The 22114-nt window shown below is 56.3% G+C and carries 22 protein-coding genes; 6 read left to right on the top strand and 16 right to left on the bottom strand.

The window, feature by feature from the left end:
* Both ACR0MI_RS20260 and ACR0MI_RS20255 read right to left on the bottom strand, forming a co-directional pair.
* The gene (locus ACR0MI_RS20260) at positions 1-2199 is read right to left on the bottom strand and encodes an alkaline phosphatase family protein (RefSeq protein ID WP_480855423.1); all 2199 of its coding nucleotides are present in this window, start codon (positions 2197-2199) and stop codon (positions 1-3) included.
* A complete protein-coding gene (locus ACR0MI_RS20255) occupies positions 2150-2368 on the bottom strand; it encodes a hypothetical protein (RefSeq protein ID WP_480855421.1) in 219 nt (72 codons plus the stop codon). Before ACR0MI_RS20255 ends, ACR0MI_RS20260 begins: the two co-directional genes overlap by 50 nt.
* Positions 2369-2831: 463 nt before the next feature.
* Between ACR0MI_RS20255 and ACR0MI_RS20250 the strand changes: the two genes are divergently transcribed.
* A complete protein-coding gene (locus ACR0MI_RS20250) occupies positions 2832-3410 on the top strand; it encodes an XRE family transcriptional regulator (protein WP_170613919.1) in 579 nt (192 codons plus the stop codon).
* Positions 3411-3450: 40 nt separating this feature from the next.
* Here ACR0MI_RS20250 and ACR0MI_RS20245 read toward each other — a convergent pair whose 3' ends face one another.
* From ACR0MI_RS20245 to ACR0MI_RS20210, 8 genes are all read right to left on the bottom strand, one after another.
* Positions 3451-4023: a thiamine pyrophosphate-dependent enzyme gene (locus ACR0MI_RS20245; protein ID WP_480855419.1), complete on the bottom strand. Its 573-nt coding sequence runs from the start codon at positions 4021-4023 to the stop codon at positions 3451-3453.
* Positions 4020-4568 carry a decarboxylase gene (locus ACR0MI_RS20240; RefSeq protein WP_170613917.1) on the bottom strand — a complete coding sequence of 183 codons (549 nt, stop codon included), beginning with the start codon at positions 4566-4568 and terminating at the stop codon, positions 4020-4022. Before ACR0MI_RS20240 ends, ACR0MI_RS20245 begins: the two co-directional genes overlap by 4 nt.
* Positions 4568-5662, bottom strand: coding sequence for an aminotransferase class I/II-fold pyridoxal phosphate-dependent enzyme (locus tag ACR0MI_RS20235; RefSeq protein WP_170816926.1), 1095 nt, complete (start codon positions 5660-5662; stop codon positions 4568-4570). Before ACR0MI_RS20235 ends, ACR0MI_RS20240 begins: the two co-directional genes overlap by 1 nt.
* A gap of 242 nt (positions 5663-5904) precedes the next feature.
* Positions 5905-6837: an AEC family transporter gene (locus tag ACR0MI_RS20230; RefSeq protein WP_170613915.1), complete on the bottom strand. Its 933-nt coding sequence runs from the start codon at positions 6835-6837 to the stop codon at positions 5905-5907.
* 186 nt (positions 6838-7023) lie between these two features.
* The gene (locus ACR0MI_RS20225; RefSeq protein WP_480855416.1) at positions 7024-7521 is read right to left on the bottom strand and encodes a sarcosine oxidase subunit gamma; all 498 of its coding nucleotides are present in this window, start codon (positions 7519-7521) and stop codon (positions 7024-7026) included.
* A gap of 1 nt (position 7522) precedes the next feature.
* A complete protein-coding gene (locus ACR0MI_RS20220; protein ID WP_170619771.1) occupies positions 7523-10393 on the bottom strand; it encodes a 2Fe-2S iron-sulfur cluster-binding protein in 2871 nt (956 codons plus the stop codon).
* Entirely contained in the window at positions 10380-10637 is a 258-nt protein-coding gene (locus tag ACR0MI_RS20215) for a sarcosine oxidase subunit delta (protein ID WP_170613912.1), read from the bottom strand. Before ACR0MI_RS20215 ends, ACR0MI_RS20220 begins: the two co-directional genes overlap by 14 nt.
* Before the next feature lie 13 nt (positions 10638-10650).
* On the bottom strand, positions 10651-11901 hold the full coding sequence (locus tag ACR0MI_RS20210) for an FAD-dependent oxidoreductase (protein WP_170619770.1): 1251 nt from the start codon (positions 11899-11901) through the stop codon (positions 10651-10653).
* A gap of 354 nt (positions 11902-12255) precedes the next feature.
* On the opposite strand from ACR0MI_RS20210, the gene ACR0MI_RS20205 reads away from it, so the two are divergent.
* The gene (locus tag ACR0MI_RS20205; protein WP_170613910.1) at positions 12256-13044 is read left to right on the top strand and encodes a phytanoyl-CoA dioxygenase family protein; all 789 of its coding nucleotides are present in this window, start codon (positions 12256-12258) and stop codon (positions 13042-13044) included.
* Between the two features lie 44 nt (positions 13045-13088).
* Here the strand turns inward: ACR0MI_RS20205 and ACR0MI_RS20200 are convergent, their stop codons facing one another.
* Complete coding sequence (locus tag ACR0MI_RS20200; RefSeq protein WP_480855413.1) at positions 13089-14138, bottom strand: aromatic ring-hydroxylating dioxygenase subunit alpha; 1050 nt, start codon at positions 14136-14138, stop codon at positions 13089-13091.
* A 98-nt stretch (positions 14139-14236) separates the two neighbouring features.
* Positions 14237-15190: a LysR substrate-binding domain-containing protein gene (locus tag ACR0MI_RS20195; protein WP_480442028.1), complete on the bottom strand. Its 954-nt coding sequence runs from the start codon at positions 15188-15190 to the stop codon at positions 14237-14239.
* A 71-nt stretch (positions 15191-15261) separates the two neighbouring features.
* Here ACR0MI_RS20195 and ACR0MI_RS20190 point away from each other — a divergent pair, with 71 nt between their 5' ends.
* The 3 genes from ACR0MI_RS20190 (at position 15262) to ACR0MI_RS20180 (ending at position 17781) form a co-directional block, all read left to right on the top strand.
* Positions 15262-16347 carry a hypothetical protein gene (locus tag ACR0MI_RS20190; protein WP_170619769.1) on the top strand — a complete coding sequence of 362 codons (1086 nt, stop codon included), beginning with the start codon at positions 15262-15264 and terminating at the stop codon, positions 16345-16347.
* 156 nt (positions 16348-16503) lie between these two features.
* Positions 16504-17460 carry a fatty acid desaturase family protein gene (locus tag ACR0MI_RS20185; protein WP_170613906.1) on the top strand — a complete coding sequence of 319 codons (957 nt, stop codon included), beginning with the start codon at positions 16504-16506 and terminating at the stop codon, positions 17458-17460.
* Between the two features lie 3 nt (positions 17461-17463).
* Positions 17464-17781 carry a non-heme iron oxygenase ferredoxin subunit gene (locus ACR0MI_RS20180; RefSeq protein ID WP_170613905.1) on the top strand — a complete coding sequence of 106 codons (318 nt, stop codon included), beginning with the start codon at positions 17464-17466 and terminating at the stop codon, positions 17779-17781.
* 33 nt (positions 17782-17814) lie between these two features.
* Here the strand turns inward: ACR0MI_RS20180 and ACR0MI_RS20175 are convergent, their stop codons facing one another.
* The 4 genes from ACR0MI_RS20175 to ACR0MI_RS20160 are packed head-to-tail and all read right to left on the bottom strand — an operon-like array spanning position 17815 to position 21212.
* On the bottom strand, positions 17815-18696 hold the full coding sequence (locus tag ACR0MI_RS20175) for an amino acid ABC transporter permease (RefSeq protein WP_170613904.1): 882 nt from the start codon (positions 18694-18696) through the stop codon (positions 17815-17817).
* Between the two features lie 55 nt (positions 18697-18751).
* On the bottom strand, positions 18752-19585 hold the full coding sequence (locus ACR0MI_RS20170; RefSeq protein WP_170613903.1) for a transporter substrate-binding domain-containing protein: 834 nt from the start codon (positions 19583-19585) through the stop codon (positions 18752-18754).
* Between the two features lie 36 nt (positions 19586-19621).
* Positions 19622-20464, bottom strand: a complete 843-nt coding sequence (locus ACR0MI_RS20165) for an amino acid ABC transporter permease (RefSeq protein WP_170613902.1) — start codon at positions 20462-20464, stop codon at positions 19622-19624.
* A 1-nt stretch (position 20465) separates the two neighbouring features.
* Positions 20466-21212 carry an amino acid ABC transporter ATP-binding protein gene (locus ACR0MI_RS20160; protein ID WP_480442025.1) on the bottom strand — a complete coding sequence of 249 codons (747 nt, stop codon included), beginning with the start codon at positions 21210-21212 and terminating at the stop codon, positions 20466-20468.
* Positions 21213-21525: 313 nt separating this feature from the next.
* Between ACR0MI_RS20160 and ACR0MI_RS20155 the strand changes: the two genes are divergently transcribed.
* Entirely contained in the window at positions 21526-22104 is a 579-nt protein-coding gene (locus tag ACR0MI_RS20155; protein WP_170613901.1) for a peroxidase-related enzyme, read from the top strand.
* Positions 22105-22114 lie beyond the last annotated feature (10 nt).

Raw genomic sequence — 22114 nt, 5'->3', positions numbered from 1 at the left:
TCAGCCATCCGAACCGATAGGCGGATAGTCCTTGTCGTAAGGCACCGAGAGCTTAGGGTGATCGGTGCGCGGATCGCTCAGTTCAAACACGGATTCAAAAGTCGGTGCCGCCTGTACCCGATCGCCCAAGCCCCAGCGCGCACGCGGGATGCCGTACCAGTCCAAAACCGTCGACAGCAGAGAGGTGCCTTCATACGGCTGCGGTTGGCCACTGCGAAACACCGTGTTGGATTTCACTCGCGGCGACACCACTATTGTCGGAACACGCGGGCCCAAAACATCATACTTGAACCCGTCGTTCACATCCCTCGGCCAGGCCGGTTGTGCCATCGGTGGTGCCTCATGGTCGTACATTCCTCCGCCCTTGCTGAACGTGATCACCAATGCGGTTTTGTCCCATTGCGGGCTGGCCCTCAGCGCCTCGTAGATCTCTTTCAGTTTGCGCTCGCCCGGAACCATGTCGCCGGAAGCACCGGGATGATACGAGGTCGCGCCACTTGGTGCGATCCAGGCGGGTTCGAGGAACGAGAATTTCGGCAGCATCCCAGCCTTCGCATCTGCAATGAATGTGCTGAGCGGCTGCACGTACTGAAACTTGCTTTTGTCCACGCTGGGCAACTGATTGCGCATATACAGGTGATAGGTGAACACTTGGTTCTCCCATTCCACCGAGTAATAAATCTTCCAGTCCTGATGGCCGTTGTTTTGAAGCACTTTCCAGATCGGCTGCCGCAAGGGCCGCTCTGCGTATTGCGTGTATTGCGGCTCACCTTCGCAGTTTACCGTAATGTTGTAGTTCGATCCCGACAGGGCAAAGCCCCGGTTGGCAATTGTGCCGCCCGGCATGGGTGAAAACCAATAATCGCTCACCGCGTAATTCTCGGCCAGACCGTTCAGCACCGGTAATTGTGTAGGGCTGAACGAACTCATTGCTTCGGGGCTGAGGTTGTTGGACACAAATCCGCCCATGTCCGGCACTGCACCGCTTTGGTAGGCAGGAAAACCGCCGCTGTATTGCTGCTGAATGCTGTCGGCTGTCGAATGAAACGGATCGATCTTGGGCGAGGAAAGCACGAACTGATCGCTCAGCTTGCCATCCTCATACTGGTGCACCGGGTACGGGGTGCCTTTGTAAGTGTTCGTATAGGATTTTGAGTTTGCCTTGAACGGCGGTTCCGCGTTCACATAGTTCAGATGGGGTGCGTCCGCCTCGTACAGCCAGCCCAGAACACTGTCCATGGTCCGGCTTTCAAGCATGTAGACGACCACATGTTCGATATTGGTGCGCATGAAATCCATCGTGCCGGGAACAAGCGCTTTGGCCGCATCAATCGGAACCGGCATCTGTACCGGAGTCAGCTGACCAGACACATCAAACCCCTGAGGCAAGGCGCCCTGTTTCAGGGGGCCGACAAACGGGTCGGGAAGGAACGGATCAAACCCCCAAAGCCGGTAACTGCCATCTCCGGGCGCAATGTCCAGAATGTTCTCACCCATGGCGATTAGGTGGTGCGAGGCATCAATGTCCGGGCGGGTGCCCTCAGATATCGTCGGCATCGACAACGGATGCCAGTTTTGCGGATCAAAGTTCCACACGCGGTATTTCGAATGCTCGGCGATCCATTCGAGCACATAGTTGCCCATGGGCAGCAACGCGCTACCGCCGGTGATCTCGGCAAAGGCATCCTGCGGCCCCATCGAGGTAGGCAGCGGGTCGGGCGGCGACATCGGGCTGGGTGCGGGATCGAAATTCCACAGCATATATGTCCCGCGTGCAGCTGTCGGCATATAGGCCATGACATATCCCGTCACGGGCACAAGCTGCACGATATTCGTTTCGGTTGCATCCCAGGTGTAGTGATCGAAATACTGCCAGAATTTGTGCTGCTTCCATTTCCCCGATTGCAAAGGCTGAACGCTCAGCGGGTCGGGGTTGGTCGGGTCAAATTCAAACAGATCATAAGGAACATGGGGATCTTTTGGATCCTGAAGCTGCGACAGATCATAGGAGAGCATATACCCGCCGATCGGACACAGCTTTGTGCTGGATGGAAAGTTTGATCCGGGCGACAACAGGATCTGTTCGAACAGCTCAGGCAGATCCATGTTCAGCCGCCACAGGCTGTAGGTGTCGCCGCTGTTGACCTGGTTAATCAGATGGGTTGGTGCTGCATTTGCGATAAAGTCTTTCTCGGCCATGTTTCCGTCCAATCCATGCGGGGTCAAAAACTGAAAAAAGAGAGAAATGGGAAACGATTTGTTCACTAATTTGCAACAAATACGCCAAATCAAAAAGAAAAATCTTCTGACGTCCGAATGAGCCGCGCTTGGCTGGGGGTGGATTTTTGGCTTTGAGTTGCGCCGCCATGAGGCGCCGGAAACCGACCCAAGAGACTTTCAGCCAGTTTTCCGTCGACAAAAACGATTGCCGTGCGCCACGTCCCAAGACGACGACCTACGTTCAAGATTGCATTACAGAACAAAGGTCTGCCGTGTGAACGTAATTCTGTTGTCATCGACAGATGGGGGTGGTGCCGGGTTTTTCGGTAAACGAATTGAGCATCCGAAAACCATCATGTCCAATACGCGGGCGAATGATAAAGATTGATAACATCATTAAGCTTCATTTGTGGATGCTCAAACCTGCGAGAGACCGGTTTTGTTCCGCCGAAAGTGAAAAGAATCACCGTGATGTGATTGCAAAAATCCAATCGAAGCAACGGATGACTAATAAGCCTCGCGACAAAGCTTTTTTGTGAATCCTGCACTGGTAAGGATGTCGATGCTGTGCCAATCTCGTGCCCCGGATAACCTGATCGGCAGCGTTGAAAGTGGAAAAGAAAAACGACACTGAAAGTGAAGTCGGTCAGACGCTTCAGCGGTTGCGGCATGAACGGGAACTGACGCTGGGCGATCTTGCGGCTCGGGCACAAGTATCCACTGCGATGATCAGCCGGATCGAAAACGCCAACGTCTCGCCTTCGCTGTCAACACTGCAATCTTTGGCGGATGCTCTGGATGTGCCGCTGATGGCGCTGTTTGCCCGGTCGGATATCGCTGCAGATGTTCATCACGCGCGCGTTGGCGATGGCCTGCCCGCGCGGCGCATCACGCAGGGGCATGCGCATGATTATCTCCTATTGGGCAAGCACTCGGCACCCGGGGGGATTTTTCAGTCTGCGCGAATTCGCATTTCAAAAGAGCAATCCGGCAACTTGCCCAGCTATCAGCACGAAGGTCATGTGTTCATCTACATGATCGAAGGTCAGGCCACCTACCGTTGCGGAGGAGAGAATTTCCGGATGTCGGCGGGCGATACACTGAGTTTTGATGCCAAGCTTCCGCACGGCTTCAGTGAAATCCTGTCTGATGCTGTCGAGTTCATTACGGTCTCAACCCGCCCGCAATAGGGCGCTGCCAAGCTTCGGCCTGTGAGGCCGAGCCTTGCAGCTATCGGCGATTGAGCGCTGCGCGAAAAGTCGAACGCGCCTCTGCACTGTGAATGTAGGCGTAGTCTCTGGGATAGGAGGTTCCTGCCGTGACCTCCATCGAAACAAACTGAGGGCCTGCCAGAGACAGGATCTGCGGCGCGGCTTCGGCGAACCTGTCAACATTGGTGAATCGCTGAACCCCGTCATAGCCAGCCGCCCAGGCCATTGCAGCAAAGTCGACCTTTTCAGCGCCGGGCAACGGATGCGCTCCGTTCACCTCGTAAACCCGATTGGCCGAAAGAAAGTGATAGAGGTTCGATACGCCAGCGCCGGCGATCGTCACCAGTGACCCGAGGTTCATCAGCAGGCTGCCGTCGCCATCAAAAACAATTACGCGCCGGTCCGGATTGGCCAGTGCCAATCCCAGCCCGTGGGACGATGCCTGACCCATCGCGCCAACGGCGACATAGTTCAGGTCTCGCGGGTTCAGGGCCAGCCAGTCAAAGCAGCTTTGATAGACTGCAACTACAATGTCAATGTCATGAATGTGGGGGATCAGCGCCCGCAGCGCCTCGTCGCGACGCATCGTCATGACACCTCCGGAGGTCTGCCGATCAGAAAGATATGAGGCTGCGAGGATGCATAGGCCATTGCGATGGCCTGCGGTATGTGGGCTTCGTCGCCGGGTTCTTCGATCAGCGAATGCGATACCTCCATCGCGTCAAGGACAGGGCGGATTATCCGAACACCGTAGGAGGAAGATTGATCCGGGTGCACATGTGGTTCCTTGCCCTGCAAACCAACCATCATCACAACGGGCAATTCATAATCCATCCCGATCGCACGAATTGCATTCAGGGAGTCCATCAACCCTGTCTGCTGCATCATCAGAACGGCCCGGGTTCCATTGTAGGACATGGCGCCGCAAATACTGACACCTTCATCCTCTTTGCAGATCCGCGTCAGTCGAAAATCGGGATCCTTGGAAATGGGCCACAACAGACCGTCGCTGGTGACGATATCCGGAAGGGCGACGATTTCCTGAACCTGTGCGGCCTTGAGCTGCGCAATGATCGCGCGCCCCGACGGGTATGCAACCTTTGGCGCGTCCACTGTAATCCCGGAAGACATACCCATTACACGCCACCGTTCAGGAATTTGGCAATTCCGTCCCGTGCAATTTTCAATTCATGCATATGCCCGACTGTAATGCGCAGATAGTCCTTGTACGCTGGCGATGCGAACCGCCGCACGGCAATGCCGTGCTGCAAAAGCGCGCGTTTTGCAGCTTCTGCTGACTTGTTGCCATCCGGGAAGTGAACAAGAACGAAATTTGCCTGACTGGGGATGACGTCCAGTCCCAACCCCTGCATCTCGGCGGTGATCCAATTCCTGCCCAAGCGGTTGGCATCGCGAACATACTGAGTGTGGGCTGCGTCCTCCAATGCGGCGATCGCAGCCATTGCCGAAGGCGATGCAACCGGAAAGGTCAGCCCGATCCTGCGAACAACATCGACGATGTCGTCAGGCCCATACAACCAGCCCACGCGCGCGCCTGCCAGACCGTAGATTTTTGAGAATGTACGGCACATGACCACGTTTTGGGCCTCATCAACCAGAATATGCGCTGGCTCGTAATCTTCGGCATCGATGTATTCTTCATACGCCGCGTCGATTATCAGCAGTACATTGTCTGGCAAGGCGGCGTGCAGGCGGCGAATTTCAGAGCCGTTCAGATACGTGCCTGCGGGGTTTTCCGGGTTGGCCAGATAGACGATACGGGTCCGTTCGGTCACGGCTTCGATCATGCGGTCGACAGAGGGTTTGAAACCATCGTCCGCAACCGACACGACGCCTGCATCGTTGGCGTGCGCATAGTTCGGGACTTTCAGGTACCCGTTCGCGCTGCGGATCAATTCGGTACCCGAACCCAGATAAGCGCGGGCAAGCCGTGCAAGCAGGTCGTCCGATCCCTGCCCGGTTGTGATCCGCGCGGCATCGAGGCCGAAATGTTCAGCGATGGCCGGGGCGAGAGTTAGATCGGGGTTTTCCAGATACCGTTCGATTGAACTTGTTGCTGCCTGCGCGGCGGCCCGGGCCAAACGGCTGGGACCAAACGCGCTTTCGTTGGAGTTGAGCAGGACAGACGGTGGAGGTGATGCATCAATCGCCCCTGCGACCATGTGGGGTTTGATGCGCGAAATTCCTGATTTCGCCAAGGCTAAAGTCATTCTTGTCCTCCAGCAGTCACTGGCCGGGTAGGTGGCGCTTACTTTTATCATACAATACTCACTATTTAGCAACTCACTTTCAAAAATATTATGATTTAAGTGAGCCTGCTTGGATGAAAGCAGCGCGACGCTTGTTTGCCCGGATACCTGCGGCATCGCGTTGGAATTGACAGGCATGAAACGGCAGCCCAAAGGGCAAACGGCTGTTCGGGATTCTTCAGCGAGGGTCGCTTGGAACTGTATTACCCGGCCATCGGAAGCAGTATCGCCAACGAAAGTGGTATACTGACCGCAGCAATCAGGGTCTGTAGCGTGACGATCGCCGCCATCAAAGGCGCATCTCCGCCCAGTTGTTTTGACAACGTGTAAGAGGACGCACCCGTCGGAACAACGGAATAAACCACGGCGATCTGCAGCACGTTCTGCGGCAGTCCGACGGCCAGTCCGATTACCAGAACCGCGACAGGGAAAACCACCATCTTGCCCGTGAACGCAAGGATCAGGGGTATTGTGCTGGCAGCCATTGCGCGGACTCTCAGGTTTGCGCCAACGGCCAGCAGAGTAATAGGCAGCGCCCCCGCACCCAGAACATCCGCCACATCGTGAACCACCGGAATCCGGTCTCCGATCAGCTGGTTGGCACCCACTGCCAACAGGATTGAAATGACATAGGGGTTGCGGGCCAGTTCCCGCAGAATGGCCAGCGGCAGACTCGTGGTTCTGTCGCTTTTCAAAGAACCGACCAGCATGATCACCATGACGATATTGGTGATCGGAACAAGGATCGCCGTCGCCAGAATGGCGATGTCAAACCCTGCCGGACCGAAAAGGTTTGCCGCCAGAGCAAGTCCTATGAAGGAATTGTGCCGGGCACTGCCCTGCAAAATAGATGTCCCCTGTGGCGGTGCGAAACCCATCAGGCGCGTACTGACAACCGCAAAGATCAGTGCAGCAACAAACCCGCCCAGGATCGTGGCCGAATAAAGCCCAAGCGCTGATTTGTCCAAAGGCGACATTGAGATCTTGCTGAATAGCAGGCATGGCATCAATACCCAGTAGACAAGTTTGTCGTTCAGGTTCCAGAAGTCCGTGCTGGGAATGCCACCTTTCCGAAGGGCCAGCCCAAGGGCAATAATCAGAAAGATCGGCAGAATAGAGGTCAGCGTTGTCAGCATGGCAATCAGCAATTCGAAAGGCGCTTATTGAGCGGACCTTTTAATGCCGGAAATTGCAATTCAACCGATGGTTTCGCTCTGACTTCAAGTCAGGATCTTTATTCTCGTGAATTCCGGAAATTGGTCCGCTAAGTGGCCCTATCTAAGGTGCAAGAACAAAGGCCCAAGCTGTGAACCGCCGTTTCTTCAGGCGGTCGCCCGGGCCAGATAATCCTCAATCATATCGCCAAAACTCTGTTCGACTGCGAATTCGAAACCGCCATCACACCTTGTCACGAGCGCCTTCAGGCCAAACACCTCGGAATAGGTCACGTCATCCGGGCCGAATATGGTTTCGTTCAGATCCAGCGGACAGGCAATGGCCATCACGTCCGCCGCCTCGGGTCCGGCAACGCGGAAAAACGTCAGCATGTCCGAAATTCGTACGATGCTGATATCTTCCGGGCAATCCGCCGGTTTGAGCCTTTCCTCATATTCCTGCTCACGATTTGGCCCAGTCCGAACGATCCAGTGATTTCGGCCGACATGGTACAGTTCGGCCCCCCCTTGCCCGATCCGGGTATTGGGTTGTTTTGGCAAGCTCGGCAACAGTTCCTTGACCCAGCTTTCGATTGCCTTGGGTTGCCCCTTAAGATCGAAAAGTGCGCTCAGGCTCTGGCGTGCAAATTGTACGTCATAGCTCATCTCAGGACCTCAGAAGTTTGCCGTCGGGGTCGTGAAACACCGGTCTGGTGATTGTGACCGGGATGACCTTGTCCCGAAGACGGACATACGCGGTTTCACCGTGCCGGGCATGTCCGTTTTCCAGCAAGGCCAACCCGACCCAGCGGTCGTTTACCACGCTCCAGACGCAGGCCGTAACCAAGCCTTCGGTCGCCTCCTTTCGGCCGCCGGGGGTCAGTGGCGCGCCTTCCGGAACCTGCTGGTTGGAGTCTTCGGGCAGAATGCCAACCAGTTCGCGGCGAACGCACCCGCTTTCGCGTCGCAGCAAGACCGAGCGTTTGCCAAGATAGTCAGGCTTCTTTTTGGACATGACCCAGCCCATCCCCAGATCATATGCGTCGACGGTGCCGTCGACTTCGTGACCCAGCGAAAGAAACCCCTTTTCGACCCGCAGAACATGGCTGGATTCCGAACCGACCGGCAGAATCCCAAATGGGGCACCCGCCTCCATCACTTTGTCCCACAGTTCGGCCATATGACGCGGGGCAACATTGACTTCAAAGGACAGCTCTCCGGTAAAACTAACGCGAACGACACAGGCCGGAAACCCGGCAACGGTGCCATCCCGGAAAGACATGAAGGGGAACGCGTCAGTTGACAGATCAATGTCCGTACACAGTGCCTGCAGAACATCCCGGGCGCGCGGCCCGCAGATTGTGGCGTTGTTCCACTGGCTCGTGACTGTGGTGATCATCACCTGCCAGTCCGGAAACTCGGTCTGCAGAAGTTTCTCCATATGCTGGTTAATCGCATCCGCATGGCCCGTCGAAGTCGAGATCAGCCAGCGATGCGCGTCCAGCCGAAACGCCACCCCGTCATCCATGATCAACCCGTCATCCGACAGCATCAGCCCGTACCGCCCCTCGCCAGGTTTCAGACTGGACATGACGTTCGTGTACAGAAAATCGAGAAAGCACGGTACGTCGCGGCCCTTCAGTTCGAACGTTCCAAGCGGCGAGCCGTCATAGACACCAACGCCTTCCCTGACTGCCCGGCATTCACGGTTAACGGCCTCCTGCAATCCCTCACCGGGTTTTGGGAAATAGCCGGGGCGTCGCCAGCGTGCGCCAGCCTCGTACATCACCGCGCCGTTGTTTTTGTTCCATTGCGTCACCGGAGTGTGACGATAGGGAAACAGAACGCTGTCCTCTCGCAGCCCTCCGATCGCGCCGAAGGAGACCGGAGTGTACGGGGACCGGAACGTTGTCGTACCGACCTCCTGCAAGGGTACGCCCTTTTGCATTGCCACGGTGCCGATGATGTTGATATTTCCGGTTTTCCCCTGATCGATGCCCATGCCACCAGTCGTGTAGCGCTTGACGTGCTCGACATTGTCATAGCCTTCGCGCAAGGCCAGATGCACATCGCTGACCGAGACATCGTTCTGGATGTCCAGAAACGCCTTGCCGCGTTGCCCCGGCACATCGACACGCCAGAGCGGTTCGATGTCGTATGTCAGATCTTCGCCGCCGTCGATGATCCGATCCAGGTTCATTTCCCCAGCCGCAGCACCCGTGGCCCGGCAAGCCTGGGCCGCTGTTTCGGGAACAAATGCGGCCAGATTGTCATCGAACCGCAGCGAGCTGCGGGATTGCGACCACAGATGCACAGTCGGGTTCCAGCCCCCGGAATGACCCAGTACATCGCAGTCAATCCATGTTTCAGCGCCGCTGTCGACGGCGACAGCGCGGACGGCGCGCAGACGTTTGTGCCCGCGTACACCCGCAGCCACGGTCCCCGGATGAACCGAGATACCCGGCACCTTGTCCAGCGCAGCCTGAGGCACCTTTTTGCGGCTATCGAGAATTGCAACAACTGCCAAACCCGCCGCCAACAGATCAGCGGCGACCGCGTAGACGCTGTTGTTGTTGGTGAACAAGGCCACGCGGTGCCCGGGAACAACGCCCCAGCGGTTCACATAGGCCTGTATCGATGAGGCCAGCATGACACCGGGACGATCATTGTCGGCAAAGACCATTGCACGCTCCGTGGCGCCGGTGGCAATGATCACTTCAACTGCGCGCACCCGCCAGCTGCGCTCCAGGATGCTGTTCTGTTCCGGCTCCCGTTCGTTCACGATCAGCAGATTGTGTTCGCGATAAGCCCAGACAGTTGCGTTTTGCAGATGGGTGACATTGTCCATCTTGCGCAATTCCCGAACTGCTTCGGCCACCCATTCCATTGCTGGTCGCCCATTGATGGTCAGCGTCCGGTTGAGCAGGCTTCCTCCTGCCTCGGGTCCCTCATCCGCGATGAACACCCGCTTTCCTGCGCGACCTGCCTCAAGTGCGGCCTGCAGGCCGGCGGGGCCTGCTCCGGCGATCAGAACGTCAGCATGGGCGTGCCGCGCCTCGAACCGGCCCGCAGAGGGGGGCCGAGAGGGTGCTGCGGCGAGTCCCGCAGCCTTGCGGATTGTGGGTTCAAACAAGTGCCAATCCGGCCATTTGAAGGTCTTGTAGTAAAACCCGGCCGGGATGAAGCGACCAAGCAGTTGGTTCACCCCGCCCAAATCGAAATCGGGCGAAGGCCAGCAATTGACGGAACGGGCGCTCAGCCCATCCCGAAGGGGTACGGTGGTTGCGGGGCGGTTGCCCGATGCGTCCTCGCCATCCAGTTCTACCAGAGTCGACGGTTCCTCGGGGCCATGACCGACAATGCCGCGCGGGCGGTGGTACTTGAAACTGCGGGCTGTCACACGAACGCCATTGGCCAGCAAGGCCGAAGCCAGAGTGTCGCCCTCGTAACCTTCGTAGCGTTTGCCGTTGAACCGAAACTGCAAAGGTCGATTGCGGTCTATGCGCCCCCCGGACGCGAGGCGGTTACGCTGTGCCATGGGGCGCCTCCACAATCTCGTGTGTCCGGGTATCGCGCCAGATTGTCAGCCATTCACCGCATCCGCGCGCGTGCCACCATTTTTCCTGCACAGGTCCCAATGGGTTTGGCACAACAGTCAGGTATTCGACCCACTCCGCGTCACTGACAGCATTCGGGTCGGGCCGATCCGCCCCGACCGGACCGCCAAAGATGAATTCGCTTTCGTTTCGTTTGCCGCAATATGGGCAGGGTATCAGCATCATGGTCCTGTCCTTTTCATCGCGCCGTGGTGGTGCCGGCTTCCATCACGAATTCAAGATGACGGAACCGGTCGAGGGTGAAGGATGCCATCAGCGGGTGCGGTTCTCCTTTGGCGACCAGATGCGCCAACGTCAGACCGCCCGCCGGGATTGCCTTGTATCCGCCCCACCAACCCGCCGTGACGAACAGTCCGGGCACTTCGGTCTGGTCCATGATGGGGGATGCATCATGCGCAATGTCCAGATGCCCGCCCCATTGGCGCATCAGTTTGAGTTTTTTGAAGGACGGGAACAGGGAAAGCATCGAAGCAACCGTGTCTTCAAAGACGTTTTGCTTGATGTCCCGACGAAAACTCTGCCCCATATCCGGTGCGCCGCCGATCACCATTTCGCCTTTGTCGGACTGGCTGAAATAGAAGCCGCTATCCGGGCAATTCACTATGACGTCGACCAGCGGTTTGACAGGTTCCGACACAAAAGCCGTCAGGTTCATCGTCCGCAACGGCAGTTTTAGCCCTGCGGTTTCCGTCAGCGTCGTGGTATGGCCCGACACCGCCACGACAACCTTATCCGCGTGTATTGTTCCCCGATTGGTTTCGACACCGGCAATCTTACCATCCGAGCTGCGGATCAACGACTGCACGGCGGTCTTTTGATGGATTTCCACACCCATGGCGTCAGCCGCACGTGCATACCCCCAGGCCACAGCATCATGTCGGTTCACGCCTGCATCGGTATGAACCATGCCGCAAATGACCGGCAGGCGCGCATCCGGCCCTCCGCCGGTCAGCGCCGGAATGCGACGACGCAGCTCTTCCGTCGTGATCTGTTCATAGGTCGAGCCATAGATATCCATGACCAGTTGGCGCCGCCGCAGCTCCCGCAGTTTGGGCCAGGTCTGCACAACATCAACCATGGTGCGTTTTGAATGCATCATGTTGAAGTTAAGCTCGTGCGTGAGGCCTTCGTACATCGCAACAGATTTGACATAGAAAGGGATCGACTCATCACGCATATAGTTCGACCGGATCGTCACCGTGTTGCGCGCGATATTTCCACCGCCCAGCCAACCGCGTTCCAGAACTGCGACATTTGTGATGCCGAATTCTTTCGCCAGATAGTAGGCCGTAGCCAGACCGTGCCCCCCTGCCCCGATCACAACGACCTCATACCTGTCTTTCAATGGTGGGCTGCGCCAAGCCAGAGGCCAGTTGTGGTGTCCGGACAACGCATTCCGAGCGAGCGAGAATATGGAATACTTTTGCATGATGGTAATAATATTTATTAATAATCAAAACACGTCAATAAACAAATTTACCAGGAAGCAACCAAAATTTCGCGTCCAGAACCTCTGAACCGAACCGTTGTTTTGGCGGACCACTCGGGTTGCTTCCGTATTTTCTGGCTATTCACACCAGTTTGGCTAGGATGTCGCCATGATACGCCGCGTTGAACAGTTTCATCGAAGCCTTGCCGGCAAGTGGTCGGCCCGGTCGAAATGGCCCTGTTTCATAATCAATTGCCGCAGTTCACCGGCTTCCTGAATCCATGAAAGCCCGGGCGCGTCGCGCCCATTTTCAACCGTCCTACAATTCGGGCGGATTTAGTGGATGGAAATGCAATGACATATACAATTGACACAAAGGCCGTTCAGGAAGCCTATGCACGCGATGGTGTCGTGTTGCTGAAGAATATCCTGTCCGAGGAGTGGTTGGCCAAACTGCGCCAAGCTGTGGACACCGAAGTCCAAAAAGGCGATCGGTATTTTGCCTACAAAAACATGCGTGAAATGCCGGGCGTGTTTCAGGATTATTGCCTGACCTCGGACATAGGCCAACGTGTGGCAGAGGTGGCCGGCAGCCCCTGGACATCGTTGATATATGACCAGATTTTCGTGAAAGAGCCCGGCACACAGACCCAGACCGGGTGGCACACGGATCAACCCTATTGGCCGGTGTCCGGCCCGATCATGACGATGTGGATCGCGCTTGACCCAGTCGATCCTGACAATGGCGCACTGGAATTTGTGCGAGGATCACATGCCTGGGGCGCCAAATACCGACCGTTCAAAACCGATCAACTGGGTGGTTTCTTGCATTATCTTGAGCAGGACAACCCGGAATACATCGACATGCCGAACTTTGAGGCCAACCGCACAGATTATGACATCTTTCACTATGACCATATGGAGCCCGGTGACGCTTTGGCCTTTGACGGGATGACCGTGCATTCGGCGATGGGCAACAGAACCACGACCCGCCGAAGACGCGGCTATGCAATACGGTTTGCAGTCAAAGGGGCAACCTATGAACCGCGCGATGCGGTGACCGAATGGCTGCATGATGAAAGTCTGCAACCCGGCGCTCCGTTCGCAGGCGGACGTTTCCCGGTTATCTACGAAACTGCGTAAGCTGAATGTGGCAAGGGCCGGTGTTCCGGCCCTTCACCGCGACCTCAGGCAGATTTCGCGACGTTTTCCGTTGCGGCGCTTTCCGCCTCGATCGCGCGGTCAAGCACACGGCGGAACTGTTTTGCCCCGGCATCCAGGCCAAGATCTATGTGGGGCGTTTTGGCGTATTTCATTCCCTTGTGAACTTCTTCCAGCACGTCTTTGTCCTCAAGAAACGCCATTCGAGCCCCATCATTCATGAATTTCGAAACTTCGGCATTGTGCGGATAGGAGTTGCGGTGCTGGAACCAGAAATACCGCGTCCGGTCCTCATCAATCGGGGTCATGAAGTTGTACGAGATATTAATGAATGTCTCATCAACCGGGTCCTTGTCATATCCACCTGTACCAACGGGTGTGTAGATGGATTTGTTCAGTCCGATTGCCGGCATACACATCTCGTAATGCTGTAACCGGTCACAATCGCCGTCGAAGGACACCAATTTCGCATAGTACGGAGACGGCGGCTTCTTCTCGATCCACCGAGATACGATCACGCCACGGTCCGTCTTCTCGACATTCAGGGGTTCTTCGTCGGTGCCCGCTCCTGCAAAGGACGTAACGTGCACCCAGGCCACATGGCTGGGATCCAGCAGGTTGTCGCAGACCCAAAGGTAGTGGCAGTCGATGTCCATCACGCCACCATCGGTCAGACCCCAGCTTGGATCGTCGAAGTTCTCCACCGGGAATATTGTGTCGGGATCGGCCAGCGCCGGATCGCCCATCCAGATCCAAAGCAGCCGATACCGATCAACCACCGGATAGGATTTCACAACCGCGCGCCGGGGCGTCATGCCACGTTGTGTGGGGCTGTCGATACATGTGCCGGAACAGTCGAAGGTCAAACCGTGATAACCGCACTCGACCAGATCGCCCTTAAGGTTGCCTTTCGAGAGCGGCAGCTTGCGATGGGGACACGCGTCTTCCAACGCGACCGGAGTTCCATCTTGCTGCCGGTACAGCACGATATTCTCGCCCAGAAACGTCTCGGCCCTCAGGTCGCGGCTGATATCCTTGCTCCACGCGGCGACATACCAGCAGTTCTTCAGATACATGATCCGGATCTCCGTTCGGTTTGTTGGCTTTGCGGCAGTATGGGGCAGTTTACCCGCGTTTCGCCATGCCGGATTGGTAATGCGACATATAAGGTAGACTAATTTGAAACCGGCGCAGGAGCGGGTATGTCCGGTTGCGCCCGAGCCTCTGCCTGAATCCAGTTCAGGAACTCGCTTACCTTCTGGCTGTCCTTGGTTTCGGGTCGGCGCACAAGCCAGTAAGACAGGGGCGATTGCGTCAGCTGGGGAAAAGGACGCACCAGGCGACCATCGCAGAGCGCATCAATAACCAGAGGCTCACGACCAAGCGCCACACCCAACCCTTCGATTGCGGCCTGCACAACCATATTCGACTGCCCCAACCTGCGCGTGCGTAGTGCGGCAGGCAAACTTAAATCACATTGCCGCGCCCAGAAATCCCATGTCGGACTGGCCGTGCCATGGTGCAGGTTTTCATCCACCAAAAGCGTATGAAGGGACAGATCCTCGATACTCTGAAGCCTTGGCAGAAGGCCGGGCGCACATACAGGAAACAACTGTTCCTTCATCAACAAATCGACCTGAAACCCAGGGTATTCGCCCAGTCCATATCGAATCCCGATATCTGCATCGACGCGTGAAAAAGGGTGTTGCCCGGTGTCGGTGGCAATCGAAATCGAAAGATCCGGGTGGGCCAGGTCAAAGTGAATAAGCCTTGGAAACAACCAGTTAAAGGCGAAACCCGGCAAGCACGAAATAACGATTGTCCGGTCACTACGGGTTTTGTCCCGCAATTGCGTGCAAACATCCGAAATGCGCCCTAACCCATCGGAGATTGCCAGGGCCAGTTGCTCACCCTCGCGCGTGGGACGGGACTGGCGCGCTCCACGGACCAGCAATTCTCTGCCAAGCCATTCTTCCAGAGATCTGACGTGCTGACTTACGGCGCTTTGACTGACACCCAGTTCTTCTGCTGCGGGCGAAAAGCCCGAATGGCGCACCACGGCTTCAAATGCGCGAAGCGCCGAGTATGGTAGGTTCAGGATCATATTAGTCACCCTAATGTCAGCCATTATTTCTTTCAAATGGATTAGAACCGCGTGCGTCCATTAAATTCATTAAAGTCAGGTATTAGGGGTTATTGATGTCCGACACGACGCCCGAGCGAGGAGCGCGAAATCTGCTGGTGAACTGTGCGCGTGCATCCACAGGCGACCGGCTGCTGATCGCGTATGAACCCCCGGAGTTTGGGTATTTTGATGCCGACTGCGTCAAGGTGGTCAGAAATGCCGCCCAGCAGCTGGGGTTGGTCGTTGACGCGGTCGATGTCGGTTTCAACCCTGACAACCCACATCTTTCGCATGATCTTCTGGCCCGTTTTCAGGCTGCGGACATCATTTTGTTTCTGGCGCGTCTGGGGGATCAGTTGCGGTTTTCGGACATGCCGCAAGGCAAGAAGATCATCGTCAGCTTTGCCGTGAATCAGGAGCTTCTGGGTTCAGGGTTTTCCAACGGACACCACGACGCGTTCATGGAACTCAAGGCCGACGTCAACGCGGTTCTGGACAGGGCGGATGACGTGCGGATCACCTGCCCTCTGGGATCGGACGTGCGTGGGCGTCCAATCATGGATTTGAAACCCACCGGCGACACATCCATTTTGCGGTTTCCGATGTCCGTATTCACACCGGTTCCCGCGTACAGTTTTTCCGGTCGTGTGGCCATCAGCTTCCTGACGGGCACAGGATCGAAGTATTATGACGACTATACACTGGAATTTGACAGGCCGGTCTTCGCCATGATGGAGAACGGTCGCCTGACGCGGTTTGACGGTGACCCCGAAAATGCCGCCAGGGCCGAGGCACACTATGATCGGGTCGCCGGACAGTTCGGCATCGACCGGAATTTTGTACATTCCTGGCACGCGGGCATTCATCCCGGCTGCGGATACCCATGGGACATGCGGGAAAATTTCGAGCGCTGGGGAGGTGCCGCTTTCGGCAATCCTCGCATTCTGCATTTCCACACATGCGGAGCATATGCCCCGGGCGAGATCAGTTGGAACGTGATTGATCCGACAATCGTGATTGATGGGGCGACGTATTGGGATCACGGTGTTTTCCACGCGGAGAGGTTGCCCAACGGTCCGTCGATACTCGCCCGGCATTCCTGCGCCGCTGATTTGTTTGCAAATCCCGATCCGGATATCGGGCTGCGCGTGGCTGTCTGACCTATCCCGGCTTGATCGAATCACGCTCTGGTTAGATAATCCATTGTTAATAAGGCCTGACCGAGTTGGCCTTATGGTGCGGAGCACTCCCGTCTCCGGTGCCGGATCATGTGCAGAGGGCGCGACCCCCACACCGGCAAAAATTGTGGAAATCACATGCCAAAACCAATCGTCACGCCGCTGACTCAGGCCCTGGCCGAAGGAAAACTCACGCGCGAAGAGCTCAGAAGCTTCATGCAACGTTCGAACGGACCGGGATTACGCCACCTGGCGCTTTGGGTCCTGTTACTTGCCTTTACATCAACACTCATTACTCTTGCCTGGGATAGCTGGCTGATTTGGCCTGCCATGTTCCTGCAAGGCGTCGTTCTGGTGCACCATTTCTCGCTGCAGCACGAATGTGTGCACTACACGGTATTTCGAACGCGCCGGCTGAATGATCTGGTGGGACAGATCTGCGGGCTGATCATCATACTGCCGCACCGCTTTTTCAGGTACGAGCATTGCGATCATCACACGTACACACAGCTGACCGGAGAAGACCCTGAACTGATTCCGCTGCCCAAGTCCTTGGGGCAGTACTTTCTGTACCTTTCCGCTCTGCCCTACTGGCGCGCCAAGTTCACAGAGGTGTTTCGCCATGCATCCGGCCGCCTGAGCGAGGCAGAGCTTCGATTTATCCCGAAGGTCGAACACAAGGCTGTATTTCGGGACGCACGTATGATGCTGGGTATCTATGCCGCACTGGTCTTGGCCATGGCGCTGACCGGGTGGTGGGGTTTGATCTGGTACTGGATCATTCCGTTGTTTCTGGGCGAACCGGTCATGCGGTTTGTGCGCATGACCGAACATGTCGGGCGGCCCACTGTTGCCAAGATGTCGGAAAACACCCGGACCAACCTGGTATCGGCACCGATGGCATTTTTGTGTTGGAACATGAACTATCACGCAGAACATCACTATGTCGCCTCTGTGCCGTTTCATGCATTGCCCCGTCTGCATGAAAAGCTGAAAGACCATATTTTCGTTGAAAATGGCGGGTATCTGGCCGCCCATCGCGACATTCTGCGGCAGATCTTGCGGCGCAAACGCGAACATGCGGCAGAGGTTTGAACGATGACGGCCGAAAAAACCTGGCGCGATGTGATCGCGGTGTCCAAACTTGAGAAAAACTGGGTCACGCGGGTCGAAATCGGCCCGCGCATGATCGCGATCTACGATACGCCAACCGGCATCTACGCATCGCTGGCGTTGTGCAACCATGGCGGGGCCGATCTTTGCGACGGCTATTTTGATGGCCACGTGATCGAGTGTCCGCTGCATCAGGGTGCGTTCGACGTGCGGGACGGCAAGCCTGTGTCTTCCCCGGCCACGCGTCCTATGCGGGTGTTCGAGACGCGGGTTGAAAACGGGATGGTTCAGGCCCGTTTCTGACAACCGCGCTGAACGTTCAGACGGATAACAAACTCATCTTTTGTCTGATCGTTTTTCGAGGCGTGCAAAAAGACGGCTGAGGCCGAAACATACGACGAAGTAAAACGCTGCGGTCGTGATCCACGCCTCGAATATCATCCTAGATGAAGCGACGAGTTCAACGGTCTTGTAAGTGAGTTCCTGAACCGAAATAAGTGAAAGGATCGAGCTGTCCTTGATCAAGGATATGAACTGGTTTGCCAGTGGCGGGACCACTTTTTTCATCGCCTGAGGCAGCACGATGTAGCGCAGCTCCTGAAAACGGCTCATCCCGATCGAACGAGCAGCTTCGCGCTGGCCTTTTGGGATGGACTGAATCCCGGCCCGGACAATTTCCCCCACAAACGCGCTTTCGAACAGGGCCAGAACGATGACGCCGGAAACCAGCGATGGGAAACGTCGCATTTCGCCGAAGAAAAACGTCCAGATCTGGTTGTCTTCCTGTCGTGCAATTCCGCGGGCCCAGCGTTCCAGGTTCAACGCATCGATCAGTTGCTGGGACAGGAAAAAGAAGAAGATAAAAACAACAACAACGGGCGGGACATTACGCAGGAATTCCAGATAGGTGCGCGCCAGCATCCGGATCGTCAGGTTGGCCGAACAGCGCGCGACACCCAGTATCGTGCCCAGCAGCAAAGCCAGAATGCCCGAATAAATGCTGATGCGAATGGTGGCCGCCAGACCCTGCAACAGCAGGTTGGCAAAATACTCCTCACGACCTGTATGCCAGCCAACGATATATCCGGGGATCAGTTCCCAGCGCCACTTGTAGTTCAGCGTGCCTTCAATCGACACCCAGATATACCCGAAGAAGGCGAGCAAAATCGCCATGATCAGGTAATCAGGCCATCTGAGTTTCTTGAGGAAGTTCTGCACCGGGTTCGCTCCGCCTTAGTTCCGGGGGCGGTGTGCCCGCCCCCGGTCGGATTTGTTACTGTGCAACCTGATCAGCCCACTCTTCGGTGGCGAACCAGTAGTTGTGACGCTCTTCCAGCCAGCCGGACCGCCATTGCTGGGCAATCCAGTTGTTGAAGAAGTTCATGGCGTCAGGGTCGCCCTTGCGCATGCCAAATGCTTCACCACGCGGGTCGAAAAGTTCGCCCTCGAGAACAACCAATGTCTCGGGGTTGCGACCTGCCTCACGGTTGGGGGTCGGTTGCGACGCCATCGTGGCATGGGCATTCCCGTTCAGAACCTCCTGAGTGGACGCGCCGTCTTCATCAAAAAGCAACAGGTTGGCTTCGGGAAATGCCTTGGCGATCACGGTCGCCGGGGTCGCGCCGCGACGGGCCGCGAAGGTCACCTCGGACGAATTCAGATCTTCTCGCGACATGCCTGCCGTCAACTCCTTGTTCGCCAGGATTGCAAGGCCCGAATATGCATATGGGTCTGTGAAATTGATTGTCAGGTTACGCTGTGCCGTCACGGACATGCCCGAGATGATCACGTCAAAATTGCCCGATACCAGCGCCGGAATGATTCCGTCCCACGCGGTGGGCACAAATTCAACCTCGACGCCCATGTCCTCGGCCAGTTTTCGGCCGACATCCAGTTCAAAGCCGATCAGATCGCCGTTCTTGTCGCGCATCGACCATGGCACAAACAGCGACAGGCCGATCCGGATCACCCCGTCCTGTTTGATGGTTTCAATAACACTTTCGCTGGACAGTTCCTGGGTCGCGCTTTGCGCCCAGCCCGACGTCGCCACACCAGTCGCCACGACTGCGCCCAGGGCTGCCCCGAGCATTCTGCGAGAAAGCTTCATCTTGGTTCTCCTTGTTGTCCGACAATTGTTTCAGTTTTATTGGTCGACGGCATATTTCTTCTCCAGATGGCTTACGCCAATCGACAGGATCAGGGTCACCACCAGATAGACCAGTGCGATGGTGAACCAGATTTCGAAACTCATATACGTGTCTGAAATGATGTTGCGCCCGAAGGTGGTCAGTTCGGCCACCGCAATCACGCTGACAATCGCTGAGGATTTTATTAGGTGCACGACCTCGCCGGTCATCGGCGGCAGCATGAAACGGACGGATTGGGGCAGGATGATATAACGATACGTCTGGGCAGGGCTCATCCCGATGGATTTGGCGGCCTCCCACTGCCCGGTCGGAACCGCGTTGATTCCGGCCCGCAGGATTTCCGATATCAGGGCGGAATGGAACACGGCCAGCGTCAGGATGCTGGCGGTATAGCGATCAAACCCGAAAATCGGCCCCAGAACGTAATAGAACAAATAGAGCAGGACCAGCAGCGGGATGTTTCGGATCAGCTCAAGATAACCGACGGCGACTGCCGACCCAACGACCAAACCGGACAGGCGCAGCAGCGCCACGAACAATCCAATAACGGTTGCCAGCAGAAACGCGGTAACCGATAGCTTGATTGTGGCCACCAGCCCGATCGGGATTTCACCCCATTCGAACCCCAGTTCGGTGTTGCGGTACAGAAATTGCGGCACCCTGTACCATTGCCAGTTATATCCCATGCCCTGCGCGCCAACGTACGAGCCATAGGCAATCAGCCCCACGATGATCGCATACATGACGACGGAAACGGGGACCGAGCCGAAAAAGCGCTTGTAGAGCGGTGGCTTGGGCAGCGGCTGGCCCTTTGGTGCAGATATGCCCAGATCGCTCATGTCAGTGTTCCAGTATCTGGTTCAGGAACAACCGGCACCGTTCGCTGGATGGGTTGGTAAAGAACTGTTCCGGCGGCGAAACTTCGACGATCTGACCGGCTTCCATGAAAACCATCGTGTCAGCGACTTTGCGGGCAAAACCCATTTCATGCGTGACGACAACCATCGTCATGCCTGTGTCGGCAAGCTCGACCATCACATCAAGCACTTCATTGATCATTTCAGGATCAAGGGCAGAAGTCGGTTCGTCAAACAGCATGATCCGGGTCTCCATACAAAGAGACCGAGCAATGGCCACGCGCTGCTGTTGACCGCCGGACAACTGCGCCGGGTATTTGTCGGCCTGTTCCGGAATGTGGACACGGTCAAGATAGTTGCGCGCGGTTTCTTCGGCCTTTGCCTTCGGGACCTTACGTACCTTCATGGGGCCGATCATCAGGTTTTCCAGCACAGTCAGATGTGGAAACAGATTGAACTGCTGGAAGACCATCCCAACTTCCTGACGCAACTCCCGGATCTCCTTGGCCCCTTCAAAAACCTCGATCCCATCAATCACGAGGCGCCCAGAATTATGCCACTCCAGCCCGTTGAAACAACGGATCAGGGTCGACTTCCCGGAACCTGAGGGACCACAGATGACAACCTTTTCACCCTGGTGAACGGTCAGATCGATGTTCTTCAGCGCGTGAAAGCCACCATAGAACTTGTCCAGATTGCTTACCTCGATCATCGGACTGGGTTGGTTCATGCCTGACCTGTTCTAATTCGGGATCGCATATTGAGGGCGTTGTGAGTTCAGGAAGCCTGTGGCAAGAGCGGTCGCCTTCGGAAAAACCTGCGCGCGGAACACTTGTTTCGGCGCAATTCTGGATCGGCCCAAGCAGTGCCATCGACTTGGCGATACGATTGAGTGGGGCAATCTGGTAAGGCCATGGAATCCTCAATTCTGTTGCGCACTGATTAATATGGTTGCTTAATATGCAATATTCGTCAATAAAAAACTCAGCGGGTAGTTTCTGACTGCCTGAAATTTGAGCTGACGGCCAAGGGAAGGAGCATGAATGTCTGCCTGGATTCGGATGATTTCTGACGAGGATGCCGACGATCAGCTAAAGGCCGCATTGGACCTGGCCCGTACGCCGCACGGAACCGTCGACAATGTCATGCGCGTGCATTCGCTGCGGCCCAATACGATGAATGGGCACGTTATTTTGTACCGGGCCTGTCTGCACGATGACGTCAACACCGTGCCCATGTGGTTTCAGGAAGTCATAAGTTCCTATGTGTCCACCCTGAACGGCTGCCCCTATTCCTATGCCAATCACTGGGCCAATGCCCGGCATCTGATCGGGGATGATGCACGCGCCGACAGGATTGAAGCGGCGTTGAAGGCCAACCGCCCCGAGGACGCATTTGACGGCGCACAGCTGGCAGCGATGATCTATGCCGGGAAACTTACCCAATCGCCCGCCGCGATGGCCGAGTCTGACGTCTCGGCCCTGAAGAAAGCCGGATGGGACGACGGAGAGATCCTCGAAATCAACCAGATTGTTGGGTACTTCAACTACGTGAACAGGTTGCTGAACGGTCTCGGCGTGACCACAGAGGGAGATGTCGTGGGTTACTACACCGACGAGTGACGGGATGTAC

Source organism: Ruegeria sp. D4, from assembly GCF_056534475.1.
Note: the sequence above shows the minus strand (reverse complement) of the source record. Positions and strands in the feature narration are given on the sequence as shown.

Excerpts from the sequence above, each read along its gene's own strand:
- ACR0MI_RS20195 (WP_480442028.1), bottom strand. The coding sequence starts at position 15,190 with ATGGCTGACATTAGGGTGACTAATATGATCCTGAACCTACCATACTCG.
- ACR0MI_RS20185 (WP_170613906.1), top strand. The coding sequence starts at position 16,504 with ATGCCAAAACCAATCGTCACGCCGCTGACTCAGGCCCTGGCCGAAGGA.
- ACR0MI_RS20215 (WP_170613912.1), bottom strand. The coding sequence starts at position 10,637 with ATGATGCTGATACCCTGCCCATATTGCGGCAAACGAAACGAAAGCGAA.
- ACR0MI_RS20200 (WP_480855413.1), bottom strand. The coding sequence starts at position 14,138 with ATGTATCTGAAGAACTGCTGGTATGTCGCCGCGTGGAGCAAGGATATC.
- ACR0MI_RS20260 (WP_480855423.1), bottom strand. The coding sequence starts at position 2,199 with ATGGCCGAGAAAGACTTTATCGCAAATGCAGCACCAACCCATCTGATT.
- ACR0MI_RS20180 (WP_170613905.1), top strand. The coding sequence starts at position 17,464 with ATGACGGCCGAAAAAACCTGGCGCGATGTGATCGCGGTGTCCAAACTT.
- ACR0MI_RS20205 (WP_170613910.1), top strand. The coding sequence starts at position 12,256 with ATGACATATACAATTGACACAAAGGCCGTTCAGGAAGCCTATGCACGC.
- ACR0MI_RS20225 (WP_480855416.1), bottom strand. The coding sequence starts at position 7,521 with ATGAGCTATGACGTACAATTTGCACGCCAGAGCCTGAGCGCACTTTTC.
- ACR0MI_RS20255 (WP_480855421.1), bottom strand. The coding sequence starts at position 2,368 with ATGGCGGCGCAACTCAAAGCCAAAAATCCACCCCCAGCCAAGCGCGGC.
- ACR0MI_RS20245 (WP_480855419.1), bottom strand. The coding sequence starts at position 4,023 with ATGACGATGCGTCGCGACGAGGCGCTGCGGGCGCTGATCCCCCACATT.
- ACR0MI_RS20190 (WP_170619769.1), top strand. The coding sequence starts at position 15,262 with ATGTCCGACACGACGCCCGAGCGAGGAGCGCGAAATCTGCTGGTGAAC.
- ACR0MI_RS20160 (WP_480442025.1), bottom strand. The coding sequence starts at position 21,212 with ATGAACCAACCCAGTCCGATGATCGAGGTAAGCAATCTGGACAAGTTC.
- ACR0MI_RS20210 (WP_170619770.1), bottom strand. The coding sequence starts at position 11,901 with ATGCAAAAGTATTCCATATTCTCGCTCGCTCGGAATGCGTTGTCCGGA.
- ACR0MI_RS20235 (WP_170816926.1), bottom strand. The coding sequence starts at position 5,662 with ATGACTTTAGCCTTGGCGAAATCAGGAATTTCGCGCATCAAACCCCAC.
- ACR0MI_RS20230 (WP_170613915.1), bottom strand. The coding sequence starts at position 6,837 with ATGCTGACAACGCTGACCTCTATTCTGCCGATCTTTCTGATTATTGCC.
- ACR0MI_RS20165 (WP_170613902.1), bottom strand. The coding sequence starts at position 20,464 with ATGAGCGATCTGGGCATATCTGCACCAAAGGGCCAGCCGCTGCCCAAG.
- ACR0MI_RS20240 (WP_170613917.1), bottom strand. The coding sequence starts at position 4,568 with ATGGGTATGTCTTCCGGGATTACAGTGGACGCGCCAAAGGTTGCATAC.
- ACR0MI_RS20155 (WP_170613901.1), top strand. The coding sequence starts at position 21,526 with ATGTCTGCCTGGATTCGGATGATTTCTGACGAGGATGCCGACGATCAG.
- ACR0MI_RS20220 (WP_170619771.1), bottom strand. The coding sequence starts at position 10,393 with ATGGCACAGCGTAACCGCCTCGCGTCCGGGGGGCGCATAGACCGCAAT.
- ACR0MI_RS20170 (WP_170613903.1), bottom strand. The coding sequence starts at position 19,585 with ATGAAGCTTTCTCGCAGAATGCTCGGGGCAGCCCTGGGCGCAGTCGTG.